Source organism: Pseudoxanthobacter soli DSM 19599 (genome assembly GCF_900148505.1).
Lineage (GTDB): Bacteria > Pseudomonadota > Alphaproteobacteria > Rhizobiales > Segnochrobactraceae > Pseudoxanthobacter > Pseudoxanthobacter soli.
The window spans coordinates 194,846-207,695 of the sequence record NZ_FRXO01000003.1 but is presented as its reverse complement, the minus strand read 5'-3'; the positions used below and the strand labels follow the sequence as shown (position 1 = coordinate 207,695).

The window sequence follows — 12,850 nt, the reverse complement described above, 5'->3', positions numbered from 1 at the left end:
CAATGGCCATCGCCCGGCGCGCGCCGCCGGGCGTCGCGAACGTCAGTCCTCGACGGTGGTGCGCACCTTGAAGTGGCGCTTTTCCAGTTCGCGCATGTAGCTCGGCACGTCGAAATAGGATTCCGGCGCGAACACGCCCGGCCGCTTCGGCTGGGCGAGGATGAGCTGCGCGGCGATGGAGGCGTTCATCGAGGTGCCGGCATCGACATAGCCGTCATAGAGCGGATCGGGCGTGATCACGACCTCGCAGCGCACCGTCGCCGGCTTGCCGCCGCGGGTGCCGCGGCCGATGGCGAAGTGGATCTCGCTGCCCTGCTGCTCGGGAATGCGGTCGCGGTTCTCGGCGATGTTGCGGCTGATGACGGCGCTCAGCACGTCGAGCGGCTTCACCGAAACCCCGCCGACGGTGACGGGATCGTTGTTGACGCCGAACCCGGCCTTGACGAGCCCGACCCAGGCTTCGTGCTCGCGGTGGGGCAGGTGGAGCTTCCAGGTGAACTCGCGGATGCCCTTCTCGCGGATGCCTTCCGCCAAGGGCACGGTGAGCTGCTCGGAATGGGGGGAATACATGAAGCTGCAGCGGCCCCACGGCGCCGGCAGCTCGATCTCCTCTGTGCCGGTCAGCGGCGCGCATTCCACGTGCCGGCCGTCCAGGAACTGCGTGCTCGGCTGGGCGTATTCGGCCAGCACGGTGGAGATCGAATAGGGCGGCACCAGCACCGGGTTCTCCGGTCCCTCGAGTTCCGCCGCCCAGTAGAGGTTGATGCGGTCGATGGTGTCGAGTTCGTCGGCCACCGCCCGGCACAGCACGTTCGACATGCCGGGGTCCGAGCCGACGCCGACCACCGCCGTCACACCGGCCGCCTCGAAGCGGGCGTGCTCGGCGATCTGCTTCACCGTGAACACGCCGAGGCCGCCGAGATCGACATAGGGAACGCGGGCGGAAAGCGCCGCCTCGAAGATGCGCATCTGGTGGCCGAGCAGCGTCGGCACGGCGTTGATGCAGATATCGGCGCCGGCGAGCGCCTCCGCGAGGCGGGAATCGTCTGTCACGTCCAGCGGGAACGTCGCGATGCGCGCATCGCCGAGCTCGGCCTTGAGCGCGTCCATCCGCTCGGGCGAGGCGTCGCACACCCGCACCGTTTCGATCGGCACGATCGCCCGGTCGGAAAGAAGGTCGCGCACGATGCCGGCGCCCATCAGGCCGGCGCCGCCGAGAATGGTGATGTTCATGACGTTATGCTCGTGTTCTGTTCGCAAGTCGCGGATCGGGACGGTTCCGGGTGTCGCGGGGGGCGGATGCCCCCTCAGGCGTGCTTTCGCCCGCCGGCGTCGTGGAACCACTCGTCGGGATAGGGGTACCACCAGCCCTGGATGACCGGCTTGTGGTCGATCACCACCATCTTGGAGCGGCGGAAGGCGTCGAGCCCCTGGCGGCCGAGTTCGCGGCCGAGCCCGGAGGCCTTCCAGCCGCCGAACGGCAGCGCGTCGTTGTCGATCAGCGGGTTGTTGACCCACACCATGCCGGCTTCGAGCCGGTCGGCCGCCTCCATCGCCTCTTCCAGCGAGGTGGTGAACACCGAGGCGCCGAGGCCGAACGGGCTGTCGTTGGCGAGCCGGATCGCCTCGTCGAAATCGGCGACGCGGCAGACCGCGGCGACCGGGCCGAAGCACTCCTCGCGCATGATCGCCATGTCGTGGGTGGTGCCGGTCAGGATCGTCGGCTCGTAGAACCATCCGGTCGGCTGCGACGGCGGAATGCGGCCGCCGGTCACGACCCGCGCGCCCTTCGCGACGGCGTCGTCGACGAGGCGCATCACCTTGGCGCGGGCCGCCTCGCTCACCATCGGGCCGATCTCGGAGCGGTCGAGCCCGTGGCCGATGCGCAGGCGGCGCGTCTCGCGGGCGAACGCCTCGATGAAGGCGTCGTGCACCCCGTCGACCACGTAGAACCGTTCCGCGGAGGTGCAGACCTGCCCGGAAAGATGGAACGCGGCGGTGACGGCACCCGCCGCCGCGACGTCGATCGGCGCGTGGGCCGTCACGATCATCGGATCGCTGCCGCCGGCCTCGATCACGGCGGGCTTCATCCGGGCGGCGGCGGCGGCGGCGACCGCGCGGCCGGCCGCGACCGAGCCGGTGAAGGCGACGGCATGGGTGTCGTCGGAGGCGATCAGCGCTTCGGCGACGGCGGCGCCGCCCGGCAGGCAGGCGACGAGGCCTTCCGGCAGCACCGAGAACAGCTTCATGAACTCGAGCGTCGACAGCGTCGTGGCCGGTGCGGGCTTCACCACGCAGCCATTGCCCGCCGCCAGGGAGGCCGCCACCGTCCAGCACATCAGCAGGATGGGGAAGTTGAACGGCATGATGTGGACGCTGACGCCGAGAGGCTCGTAACGCACATGCTGGAACGAGCCCGTCTGGGTCGTGCCGGCCACCTTGCCGGCCTCGTCCCGCGCCAGTTCGGCATAATAGCGGAACACGCCGGCGCAGTTGGCGATCTCGCCGATGGCCTCCGGATAGGGCTTGCCCATCTCCCGCGTCATCAGCTCGGCGCAGGTGCGAAGATCCGCCTGCTCGATGGCGTTGGCGAGCCGGTGCAGCGCGGTCGCGCGCGACTTGGCGTCGAGCTTCGCCCATTCCGCCTGCGCCGCCCGGACGCGGCCGAGCACGCGGCCGATCTCGTCCGGCGCGGTCTCGGCGAAGCGGCCGACGGGGGCGAGCGTCGCGGGGTCGCGAACCTCGGTCACGGCGCCGCCCGAAGGCTCGAACCGCGGATTGAGGAAATGGACCGGCTTCTGCGGGTCGTACATTCTGTGTGATCCTTCAGGCGCCGGCCGGGGGAACGGGCGCGTGCGCCCGCCAGCCGGGCAGCGCGCCGTCCATCAGGGCGCGGATGTCGGAAAGCCCCGCACGGTCGAGCGCGGCATCGAGCAGCCTGAGCACGCGGGGGATGTGGACGAGATAGCCGTGCTTGCCGTCGCGCTTGGAGAGGCGCTCGAAATTGCCGGCGATCTTGGTGTGGCGGTGGGCCGCGAGCAGCCAGTAATCGGCCATGAACCGGTTCCGGTCGAGGCCGGGCCGCGCCGCGAGATAGCGCGCGACGAGCGCCTCCTCGAGGCCCGGAGCGAGGTCGCGCCGCGCATCCTGGGTGAGCGACACGAGGTCGTAGGCGGCGGCGCCGGCCAGCGCGTCCTGGAAATCGAGCAGGCCGCAGGCGGCGACGCCGGTGCGGTCCGGGATCACCATCAGATTGTCGACGTGATAGTCGCGCAGCACCAGAGCCTCGCGCCGGGTCGCCACGTCGGCGAGCGCGCGGTGCCACAGCGCCATGAACGCCTTCGCGAAGGCATCCGCATCGGTCGAGGGCGCCGCCTGCGGCACGAACCAGCCGGTAAACATGCCGAGCTCTTCGTCGAGCGGGCCGAAATCGTAGAGCGGCACGTCGATGTCGAGCCCGCCCGGCGCGTCGTGCAGGGCGGCAAGGGCGTCGATGGCGAGTTCGTAGAGCGGCGCCTCCGGCCGCCCGGCGGCGATCAGGCGGGTGAAGGTGTCCGAGCCGAAATCCTCGATCACGGCAAGGCCGCGGTCGAGGTCGTGCGCGAACACCCGGGGCGCCGACAGCCCGAGCGCGTTGAGATGGGCGGCGATGGCGAGGAAGGGCGGGAAGTCCGCCGAACCCGGCACCACGTCCATCACCAGGCGCGGCGGCACCGCGCCGGCGAGGCGGAAATAACGCCGCGGCGAGGCGTCCGCCGGCAGGGCGACGATCGTGGCTGGGTCGTAGCCCGCCGCTTCCACGAAGCGGCGGCGTTCGGCGGCCCGCGCGTCCTCTCCGGTCTCGCCGGCCTTGCTCGATGTCGCGGACATCTCTGCCCTCCTGGCGGTATGGCCGATCCGGCCGGCTCAGCGGATCATGTAGACCTTGCGCACCGTCTCATGCACGGTGCAGACGCCCTTCCAGTCCTGCGGGAAGAAGGCGGCGGTGTCCGGCTCGATCTCGATCACCTCGCCGTTGTCGTGCACATAGGTGCAGCGGCCGGAGAGGAAGTGGCAGAACTCGTCGCGGGTGACGTGGCAGACCCACTTGCCGGGCGTGCACACCCAGATGCCGCATTCGGAGCGGCCTTCCGGCCCCTTGTGCAGCAGCTTGCCGGAGGTGTGTGACTGGCCCTCGATCATGGTGGGGATCACGCCCCAGTCCACGAGGTCGGTCACGTCGAGCGGGTTCTTCAGAACGGGTGTCGTCATCGGGAAAATCCGGTGTTCGGGAGTAGATAAGCCGGCAAAGCAGGCCGATGGCTCAGACCAGCATGTAGAGATTGCGCATGGTCTCGTGGACGGTGCATTCGCCCGTCCAGCCGGCGGGGAACATCACCACCGTTCCCGCCTCGACCTCGATCATCTCGCCGTCGTCGCGGCGGTAGGTGGCCCGGCCGGAGACGAAGTGGCACAGCTCGTCGCGCGGGATCGAGAGCCGCCAGCGGCCGGGGGTGCAGACCCACAGGCCCGATTCCGGCTGGTTGTTCGGGCCCTTGTAGAGAAGCCGTCCGCTCGAATGCGAGCCGGGCTCGATGGCGTCGGGCTGCACGCCCCAGTCGACGAGGTCGCCGAAGGCGGTGGCGTTGTAGAGGTGCGGCGCCGTCGAGGCGAGCGTTGCGGGCGCGTCAGCCATGGAACGTCTCCCCCTTCACCAGCGTGTCGAGGATGGCGGCGGCCTTGGCCGGCCCGTTCTGGGACTGCATCGAGGCGGAGGTCGCGGCGAGCTTCGCCTTCATCGCCGGATCGTTGACGCAGGCGGCGAGCTTCTCGGCGAGGTCGGCGTCGGTCCAGTCGTAGCGCGGCATCTTGAAGCCGTGGCCGGTTTCCTGCACGCGGGTGGCGTTGTCGTGGCCGTCCCACACATAGGGCATGATGATCGCCGGCTTGCCGAAATAGAGGCACTCCGTGAACGAGTTGTTGCCGCCGTGGTGGATCACCGCGTCGACCTGCGGGATCACCGAGGGCTGCGGGAACCAGCTGTCGATGATCACGTTCGCCGGCACGTCGTCGTACTGGTCCTTGTAGCCGCCGACATTGACGAGGGCGCGGTAGGGCAGCTTGCCGACGGTCTCGATGATGCGCTTCAGAAGGTCGACGTCGCCTGACCCGAGGCTGCCGAACGAGACATAGAGCAGCGGCTTGTCGTTGTTGGCGGCGAAGGTCGGCACCTCGTAGGGCTTCTCCGCGCGGACGCAGCCTTCGAGATATTGGAACCGGTTTGCCGGCAAAGGATGCGACCGGTTGAACTTCACCGCCTCGGGATAGAGCAGCAGGTTCATGAACGGCGAGGCTTCGAAGAACTGGCCGATCGGATAGGCGTCCTCGCCGCACGCGGCCAGGAAGCCGTTGAAGTCGTCGTGGATCGGCTTGATCACCTCGTTGAAGCGGGCGCGGTAGCGGGCGTGGCCTTCGTGGTCGTTCTCGGCGCAGCCGGAGAGGTGCGGCGGAATGGCGTCGTCCTCGATCTCGTTCTCGGAGCACGAGATGATGCGCACCCACGGCTTGCCGAACTGCTTGATCGCCGGGAACAGGATCACGTTGTCGACGCAGATCAGATCCGGCTTCACCTCGGCCAGCACGCCCGGCAGGTCCTTCTCGGCCCACTTGGCGCTGTCGACGATCGCGGTCCAGCAGTCCTTCACGTAGTTGTCGATCTGGTCGTAGGGCGACTTGCGGAAGTTCGGGATGTGGCCGTTGATGAAGTCCTCCCAGAACTTCGCCATCTGGTCGGCCGGCATCGGCTCCGACAGGTTCACCGGATAGGCCTTGAAGCCGTAACCCTCGTAGACCTCGACGAAGCCGGGATCGGAGAGGAACACGGCCTTGTGGCCGAGCGCTTCCACGGCCTGGGCGATGCCGACCGAGTTGAGCGCCGGGCCGAACGCGGCCTCGGGAAAGAAGGCGATGGTCTTCTGTGCCATTGGGATCCCCCGAAGGTCAGGCGAGGCCCGGCCCCGGAAGGGGTGCGGGCCAGGGATTGGGTTCGGGCCGGAACGGGTTCAGGCCGGAAACAGGCGGGTATCGGCGGCGCTCCAGCCGAGGACGACGTCCTCGCCGATCGCGACCGGGCGGCGGTCGGCGGCATCCGCCGTCAGCCGCACCAGGAACGGTTTGGGCGACAGCGCCGTGCGCACGTGAAGCTGCAGGTCGAGGCCGTGATAGGCGACCGCCTCGATGCGGCCGGCGGCGCGGTTGTCGGCCCCCTCGGCGCCGAGCTTCAGCCGCTCCGGCCGCACCGCGGCGACGGCGGCGGCGCCGGGCGCGAGGCCGGCGGGCCGCTCGCCGCGGATCGCCGTGCCGTCCTTGGCCGTCAGGCCGTCAACGGCGGCGGTGCCGTCTGCGAAGTTCATCACGCCGATGAAATCGGCGACGAAGCGGTCGGCGGGCTGTTCGTAGATGGCGTGGGGACCGTCGCACTGCAGAAGCCGGCCATCCTTCAGCACGGCCATGCGGTCGGCCATCACCAGCGCTTCCTCCTGGTCGTGGGTGACCATGACGAAGGTGATGCCGACTTCGTGCTGGAGCCGCTTCAGCTCGATCTGCATCGCCTCGCGCAGCTTCTTGTCGAGCGCGCCGAGCGGTTCGTCGAGCAGCAGCACCCGCGGCCGCTTGACGAGGGCGCGGGCGAGCGCGACGCGCTGGCGCTGGCCGCCGGAAAGCTGCTCCGGCCGCCGGTCGGCGAGCGGCGCGAGGTGCGTCGTCTCCAGGATGGCGTCGACGCGGGCCTTGATCTCGGCCCGCTTCAGTCCCTCCATCTCCAGCCCGTAGGCGATGTTGGCGCGCACGCTCATGTGCGGGAACAGCGCGTAGGACTGGAACATCAGGTTCACCGGCCGCCGGTTCGGCGGCACCGGGGCGACGTCGACGCCGTCGATCAGGATGCGGCCGGCGGTCGGCGTCTCGAACCCGGCGAGCATCCTGAGAAGCGTGGTCTTGCCGCAGCCGGAGGGCCCGAGCAGGGCGAAGAACTCGTTCTCGCGGATGTCGAGCGAGATGCCCGCGACCGCCGTGGCGCTGCCGTAGCGCTTCACCACGTTGTCGATGGAAAGCACGATGGGAACGGGTCCGACGCTCACGGCAGCAGCCCTCCCTTGTTGAAGCGCTGCGAGATCACCAGCACGGCGATGCTGAACCCCATGACGAGGGTGGCGAGCGCATTGATCTCCGGCGTGACGCCGAAACGGATCATCGAATAGATCTGCATGGGAAGGGTGATCGAATCCCGGCCGGCACCGGCGGTGAAGAAGGCGATGATGAATTCGTCGACGGACAGCGTGAAGGCGAGCATCGCCCCCGCGATCACCGCCGGCAGGATCACCGGCAGCGTGATGCGCCGGAAGGTGGTGAACGACGAGGCGCCGAGATCGCGCGAGGCCTCGACGATGGAGAAGTCGAACGATTTCAGCCGCGCCCGCACCACGGCGGAGACGAAGGCGAGATCGAACACGACGTGGCTGACGATGATGGTGTGAAGCCCCATCGTGACGTCGAGCCAGGAGAAGAACGACAGCAGCGACACCGCCAGCACGATGTCGGGAATGATCATCGGCGCGAACACCAGCGCCTCGAGCCCGCGGCTCTTGCGGGCGCGCGTCTCCAGTCCCAGCGCGAGCAGGGTGCCGAGCACGGTGGAGATCGCGGTCGCGGCGACCGCCACGATCAGGGTGTGCCGCGCGGCCGAGAGGATGTCGACATTCTGCATCAGCGCGCCGTACCAGCGCGTCGAGAAGCCCGACCAGACCGTCGGCAGGCCGGCCTCGTTGAACGAGAGCGCCACCAGCACCGCGATCGGCAGATAGAGGAAGGTGAACAGGAGGCCGAGCACCACGCGCCCGGCGATGCGGCTGCCGGCGGCGTTCATGCGGCCTCTCCCTTGCGTTCGCCGGCGGCGCGCTCGGCCAGCATCGCCTGGATCGACAGGAGCGCCAGCATCACGAGGATCAGCACGAAGCCGAGGGCGGCGCCGAACGGCCAGTCGTTGGCGGTCAGGAACTGATCGTAGACGAGGTTGCCGATCATCTGGAACCGCCCGCCGCCAAGCAGCGCCGGGGTGACGAAGTTGCCGATCGACAGCACGAACACGAACACCGCGCCCGCGGCGATGCCGGGCACCGTCAAGGGCAGCGTCACCCGGTAGAACGTGGTGAAGGCCGAGGCGCCGAGATCGCGCGAGGCCTCGACCAGCGAGCGGTCGAGCCGCGACAGCGAGGCATAGACCGCGAGGATCACGAACGGCAGGTAGTTGTAGACGAGGCCGGTGATCACGGCGCCCTCTGTATAGAGCATGGAAACCGGCTCGCCGTCGTAGCCGAGCGCCTTCAGCGCGCCGTTGACCAGCCCCTCGCGGTTCAGGAGCACGATCCAGGCATAGGTGCGGATCAGGTAGTTCGACCAGAACGGCAGCACGGCGAGGAACAGCAGCGCCGCCTGCCGGTGCCGGGGCGCGGCGGCGATCGCGTAGGCCGCCGGATAGGCGACGATGACCGCGATCAGCGTGGCGAGCCCGGCGATGCGCGCCGAGGTCAGGAAGATGCGCGCATAGAGCGGATCGAACACCCGCACGAAGTTCTCGGTCGTCAGGATGTAGTCGACGCCGCCATAGATGCCGCGGGTGAACACGGAATAGGCGAGCACCATCGCGCACGGTGCCAGCATGAACACCGTGAGCCAGAGAACCGCCGGGGCTGCCAAAAGGTTCGGCGGCGACAGCAGGCGGAAGCGGGGCGAGGTCGTCGACAACGGGCATCTCCGGCCGGTGAGGCGCGAGCCGGCCTCGGGGCTGGGAAACGAAATCGGTCTCAGGCGATCATCTCGCGCGGCACAGGCCGCGACGCGCCGCCTTTCGGCGCGGAAGGCGCCCGGAGCCCTGAGGCCCCGGGTCGTCAGGTCCTTGGCCGGCGGCGGGGGGGGGGGCGGAGAGCCCGCCGGCCGGTGTTCGCCGATGCTTCCGGCGTCAGTTCGCGGCCTTGATCTCGCTGACGGCGCGGGAATATTCGCGCTGCGCCGGGCCGAGATCGCGCATCAGCTCGTACTTCATCAGTTCGGCCGGCGGGGTCGCCATGTTCGGGAACTGCTTCAGGAAGTCAGCGGGCAGCAGCTCCATCGCGGCCTTGTTCGGCACCTTGTAGTCGATGTTCGACGCGGCCCAGGCGTGGTTGGTCGGCTCCAGCAGGAAGTTGATGAACTTCATCGCCGCGTCCTGCTTCTCGGAATTCTTCATCACCACGATGGTGTCGACCCACAGGTCGGAGCCTTCCTTCGGCACGACGAACTTGATCGCCGGGTTCTCGGCGATGCCGTAATTGCACCAGCCGTCCCAGGCGTGGGTCAAGAGCGCCTCGCCGGAGACGAGCTTGGAATAGAACGTGGTGTCGTCATAGGCGAGCAGGGTCTTCTTGGCCTCGATCAGCAGCTTGGTCGCGTCGGCGATCTGCGAGGGCTCGGTGGCGTTGACCGAGAAGCCGAGCGGAATGAGGCCCGCCGCCATCAGCCAGCGGTCGGTCGCCAGCATCGTCACCTTGCCCTTCAGCTGGTCGTCCGGCTTCAGCAGGTTGTACCAGCTGTCGACCGGGCCCTTGACGAGGTCGGAGCGGTAGCACAGGCCCGTGGTGCCCCAGGTATAGGGCACGGAGAAGGTGTTGCCGGGATCGTAGGCGAGCTGCTGCGCCTCCGGATAGAGGTTGGAGAGGTTCGGCACCTTTTCGTGGTCGATGGGCGCCGTCAGGTCCATCTTGTGCAGCGCCTCGGCGAACGGCGACGACACGAACACCACGTCGTAGCCCTTGCCCTTGCCGGCGACGAGCTTGCCCATGATCTCCTCGTTGGTGGCATGGTTCACCACCTCGATGGAGAGCCCGGTCGCGGCCTTGAAGGTCTCCGCGATGTCGGGCGCCATGTAGCCGCTCCAGTTGGAGATCACGAGGTCGGCGGCGTGGCCGGCCGCAACGGTCGAAGCCAGCATCGCGGCCCCGAGGGTGGCGGCGAGGGCAGGCCGTGCCAGTTTTGCTGCGGATGTCCGTGCGGCGGTCGTCATGGCGGTCGTCTCCCGTTTCAGGTCTCCACGCGCGGCCGGGTCGTCTGGCGACCGGGCCGCGGCGGAGCGGCGATTCGTTGAAGCGAGGACGGCCCGCGGTCCGCGCATCGCGCGCCGCATCGCCCTCGGTGTTCGTCCTCCGGTGAGCGCCGGCCGGATGGCTCTGTGTCGCTCTTGAGGCTGATGGTACTATTCCTCAAAAAAATACGTCAATCGGTTTTCGTCCTGCGCCGGCATTTTCATCTTCCGCGCTTGCCAGCGGGCGTGATGAGGGGCAGCATGGGCCGGCGAAAGCAGTGGAAACGGGCATCGAACGGGCATGACCAGCGAACCGGCCAGCGAACCGAAGCGCCTCAGGCAGCGGCATCTCGATCTCGCCCACCGGGTCATCGAGGTCGCGCGCGAGAGCGGGATGCAGGCCGGAGAGCACCTGCCGGAGCAATTGATCGCCTCGCGCTGCAATGTATCGCGGACGCCAATCCGCAAGGCTTTTCAAATACTTGCGGAGCAGGGCCTCGTCGCGGCGAGCGAGGAGGGCGGCTATCGCCTCGCGGTCGATCCGGCCCAGTTCGCCGGTATGGAGCCGCCCCTGCCGGAGAGCGACGAAGATGCGCTCTACGAGGCGATCCTCAGGGATCTGGCGGCCCGGCGCATCGCGGAAGGCCAGACGGTCGCCGCGCTGCAGCGCCGCTATGGTGTCAGTCGGGTGACGGTACAGAATACGTTACAAAGACTGATCGAGGAGCAGCTCGTCGAGCGCGCGGCCGGACAGCAGTGGATTTTCAAGCCGGTCGGCACCACCGGCGAGGCGATGGCCCACAGTTTCGAGTTCCGCCTGCTGATGGAGCCGGCGGCGATCCTGTGCCCGTCTTTCCGGGCCGATCCGACCGTCATCGCCGGCCTGCGCCAGACCATGGAGGCGCTGATCGCTGGCGGCGAGCGGGCATTCGACCGGCGGCTGTTCGAGCGATCGGACGATGAGTTCCACGGCATGGTCGCGCGCTCGTGCGGCAATCCGTTCATAGAGGAAGCCCTCTTGAATCATCACCGCCGCCGTCGTACCGGACAGCCCCACGCCAGTGTGAACGTGTTCCGCCTGATGCAGTCGACCCGGGAGCACCTGCAGATCCTCGAGCAGATCGAGCGGGAGCAGATGGAGCTTGCGGCCGACCTGATGCGGGTGCACCTGCGCCTGTCGCGCACGCTCCGGCCGCGGATCCTCGGGCGCGGCGTGCCGCCGCCCCTGCGGCTGGTCGGGGCATGAAGCCGCGCGGGATTGCGGTCGATGGAATGAGGAAGCGCAGGCGGGCATGAGCCGGAAGACGATCGCGTTGTTCCCGGAGGCGAGCTACGGCGCGGCGCTCAATTGCGTCGGCATCGCCCAGGCGCTGCGTCGCGAGGGGGCCAATCCGGTCTTCATCTGCCACGACGGCTTCCGCGGCGTGTTCGCCGAATACGGCTTCGCCGAATATCCGCTTCCCCCGGTGGAGGAACAGGATGGCGGCGACGCCGTCGACTGGAACGCCTTCGTCGCCCGCCACCGCGAGAGCTTCCGCCTGTCGCCGCTCGACCAGATCGAAGCCTATGTGGTGCCGACCTGGCAGGCGATCGTGGATTCGGCCGCACATGCCGAGGCGCCGCTGCGCCAGTTGCTGGCGCGGCTGAAGCCGGCGGCGGTCGTGCTCGACAATGTCGTGATGTTCCCGGCGATCAAGCGCGCGGGCGTGCCCTGGGTGCGGGTGATCTCGTGCGCCGAGACCGAACTGCCCGATCCTGCCGTGCCGCCCTATCTCTCCGGCTGTGCGAGCGACGATCCGGCGGGCTGGAAGACGTTCTCGGAGCGCTACGACGCGGCGGTCGCGCCCGTCCACCAGCGTTTCAACGCCCTTTTGGAGGACGCCGGGCTGCCGCCCTATCCCGTGCCGCAGTTCCTTGAGCCGTCGCCGTGGCTCAACCTGCTGCTCGCGCCGGAAGCGCTGCGCCATCGCCGCGCCGAGCCGCTCGATCCGGAGCGGTTCGTGTTTCTCGAAGGCTGCGTCCGCAACGAGGGCCCCTACGAGCCGCCGACCTTCGCCGACCGCGACGACGGTCCGCTGGTCTATGTCAGCTTCGGTTCGCTCGGCGCGATGGATACCGGCCTGATCGAGCGGATGATCGACGTGTTCTCCACGCTGCCGTGCCGCTTCCTGGTGGCCGTCGGCGCGTGGCGGGACCATTACCGGCTGGTGCCGGACAATGTCTATCTCGATGCCTGGTTTCCGCAGCCGTCCGTGGTGCGCCAGAGCCGCCTCTTCATCCACCACGGCGGCAACAACAGCGTCTGCGAGGCGCTCTATTTCGGCGTGCCGTCGCTGGTGATGCCCTATTGCTGGGATGGCCACGATAATGCCCGCCGCGTCGAGGAGGCCGGTGTCGGCCGCGCCCTCGACCGCTACGGCTGGTCGCCGGAAGAGCTGCGCGCCGCCATTCTCGGCCTTCTCGCCGACCGCACGATGGATGCCCGGCTCGAAGCCGGCGCGGCGCGGATGCAGTCGGCCGACGGCGCGTCCGTCGCCGCGCGCGCCATCCTCAAGGCCATCGCCGCGCCGGCGCGCTGATTCCGCCCCCTATCGCCCGAACCCGGTTCCGGCCCGCGATCTCCGGCGTCGCGGCCCGTCGGCGACGTGCGCGCGCTCTGCGTGCATCGCCGGCTCTCCCATGCCGTCTTGCTGTCCGCCGGTGGTAACGGCACCGGCACGTGTGTGCGCCTGCGCACCTAACCTGCCGAGATCAGCT

At 68.7% G+C, this 12,850-nt stretch carries 12 protein-coding genes; 2 read left to right on the top strand and 10 right to left on the bottom strand.

Annotated elements, in window-relative coordinates:
* Window positions 1-42: 42 nt before the first annotated feature.
* From BUF17_RS08555 to BUF17_RS08510, 10 genes are all read right to left on the bottom strand, one after another.
* Window positions 43-1,233, bottom strand: a complete 1,191-nt coding sequence (locus BUF17_RS08555; RefSeq protein ID WP_073627619.1) for a saccharopine dehydrogenase family protein — start codon at window positions 1,231-1,233, stop codon at window positions 43-45.
* A gap of 74 nt (window positions 1,234-1,307) precedes the next feature.
* Window positions 1,308-2,813, bottom strand: a complete 1,506-nt coding sequence (locus BUF17_RS08550) for an aldehyde dehydrogenase family protein (protein WP_073627617.1) — start codon at window positions 2,811-2,813, stop codon at window positions 1,308-1,310.
* A gap of 13 nt (window positions 2,814-2,826) precedes the next feature.
* Complete coding sequence (locus BUF17_RS08545; protein ID WP_073627615.1) at window positions 2,827-3,870, bottom strand: aminoglycoside phosphotransferase family protein; 1,044 nt, start codon at window positions 3,868-3,870, stop codon at window positions 2,827-2,829.
* A gap of 36 nt (window positions 3,871-3,906) precedes the next feature.
* Window positions 3,907-4,251: a cupin domain-containing protein gene (locus BUF17_RS08540; protein WP_073627613.1), complete on the bottom strand. Its 345-nt coding sequence runs from the start codon at window positions 4,249-4,251 to the stop codon at window positions 3,907-3,909.
* A gap of 52 nt (window positions 4,252-4,303) precedes the next feature.
* Window positions 4,304-4,675 (bottom strand): cupin domain-containing protein, encoded by a 372-nt coding sequence (locus BUF17_RS08535; protein ID WP_073627611.1) that lies wholly within the window; start codon window positions 4,673-4,675, stop codon window positions 4,304-4,306.
* On the bottom strand, window positions 4,668-5,963 hold the full coding sequence (locus tag BUF17_RS08530) for a nucleotide disphospho-sugar-binding domain-containing protein (protein ID WP_073627609.1): 1,296 nt from the start codon (window positions 5,961-5,963) through the stop codon (window positions 4,668-4,670). Before BUF17_RS08530 ends, BUF17_RS08535 begins: the two co-directional genes overlap by 8 nt.
* Window positions 5,964-6,041: 78 nt before the next feature.
* Complete coding sequence (locus tag BUF17_RS08525; RefSeq protein WP_210215416.1) at window positions 6,042-7,118, bottom strand: ABC transporter ATP-binding protein; 1,077 nt, start codon at window positions 7,116-7,118, stop codon at window positions 6,042-6,044.
* Window positions 7,115-7,903, bottom strand: coding sequence for an ABC transporter permease (locus BUF17_RS08520; RefSeq protein WP_073627607.1), 789 nt, complete (start codon window positions 7,901-7,903; stop codon window positions 7,115-7,117). Before BUF17_RS08520 ends, BUF17_RS08525 begins: the two co-directional genes overlap by 4 nt.
* Window positions 7,900-8,697: an ABC transporter permease gene (locus BUF17_RS08515; protein ID WP_073628221.1), complete on the bottom strand. Its 798-nt coding sequence runs from the start codon at window positions 8,695-8,697 to the stop codon at window positions 7,900-7,902. Before BUF17_RS08515 ends, BUF17_RS08520 begins: the two co-directional genes overlap by 4 nt.
* Before the next feature lie 298 nt (window positions 8,698-8,995).
* The gene (locus BUF17_RS08510) at window positions 8,996-10,075 is read right to left on the bottom strand and encodes a polyamine ABC transporter substrate-binding protein (RefSeq protein ID WP_073627605.1); all 1,080 of its coding nucleotides are present in this window, start codon (window positions 10,073-10,075) and stop codon (window positions 8,996-8,998) included.
* 319 nt (window positions 10,076-10,394) lie between these two features.
* Between BUF17_RS08510 and BUF17_RS08505 the strand changes: the two genes are divergently transcribed.
* A complete protein-coding gene (locus BUF17_RS08505; protein ID WP_073627603.1) occupies window positions 10,395-11,339 on the top strand; it encodes a GntR family transcriptional regulator in 945 nt (314 codons plus the stop codon).
* 46 nt (window positions 11,340-11,385) lie between these two features.
* Window positions 11,386-12,672: a nucleotide disphospho-sugar-binding domain-containing protein gene (locus tag BUF17_RS08500; RefSeq protein WP_073627601.1), complete on the top strand. Its 1,287-nt coding sequence runs from the start codon at window positions 11,386-11,388 to the stop codon at window positions 12,670-12,672.
* The last annotated feature ends 178 nt before the right edge of the window (window positions 12,673-12,850 follow it).

Coding starts and splice junctions, on each gene's coding strand:
- BUF17_RS08515 (WP_073628221.1), bottom strand. CDS start 8,697: ATGCTGGCACCGTGCGCGATGGTGCTCGCCTATTCCGTGTTCACCCGC.
- BUF17_RS08545 (WP_073627615.1), bottom strand. CDS start 3,870: ATGTCCGCGACATCGAGCAAGGCCGGCGAGACCGGAGAGGACGCGCGG.
- BUF17_RS08520 (WP_073627607.1), bottom strand. CDS start 7,903: ATGAACGCCGCCGGCAGCCGCATCGCCGGGCGCGTGGTGCTCGGCCTC.
- BUF17_RS08505 (WP_073627603.1), top strand. CDS start 10,395: ATGACCAGCGAACCGGCCAGCGAACCGAAGCGCCTCAGGCAGCGGCAT.
- BUF17_RS08540 (WP_073627613.1), bottom strand. CDS start 4,251: ATGACGACACCCGTTCTGAAGAACCCGCTCGACGTGACCGACCTCGTG.
- BUF17_RS08555 (WP_073627619.1), bottom strand. CDS start 1,233: ATGAACATCACCATTCTCGGCGGCGCCGGCCTGATGGGCGCCGGCATC.
- BUF17_RS08500 (WP_073627601.1), top strand. CDS start 11,386: ATGAGCCGGAAGACGATCGCGTTGTTCCCGGAGGCGAGCTACGGCGCG.
- BUF17_RS08550 (WP_073627617.1), bottom strand. CDS start 2,813: ATGTACGACCCGCAGAAGCCGGTCCATTTCCTCAATCCGCGGTTCGAG.
- BUF17_RS08535 (WP_073627611.1), bottom strand. CDS start 4,675: ATGGCTGACGCGCCCGCAACGCTCGCCTCGACGGCGCCGCACCTCTAC.
- BUF17_RS08510 (WP_073627605.1), bottom strand. CDS start 10,075: ATGACGACCGCCGCACGGACATCCGCAGCAAAACTGGCACGGCCTGCC.
- BUF17_RS08530 (WP_073627609.1), bottom strand. CDS start 5,963: ATGGCACAGAAGACCATCGCCTTCTTTCCCGAGGCCGCGTTCGGCCCG.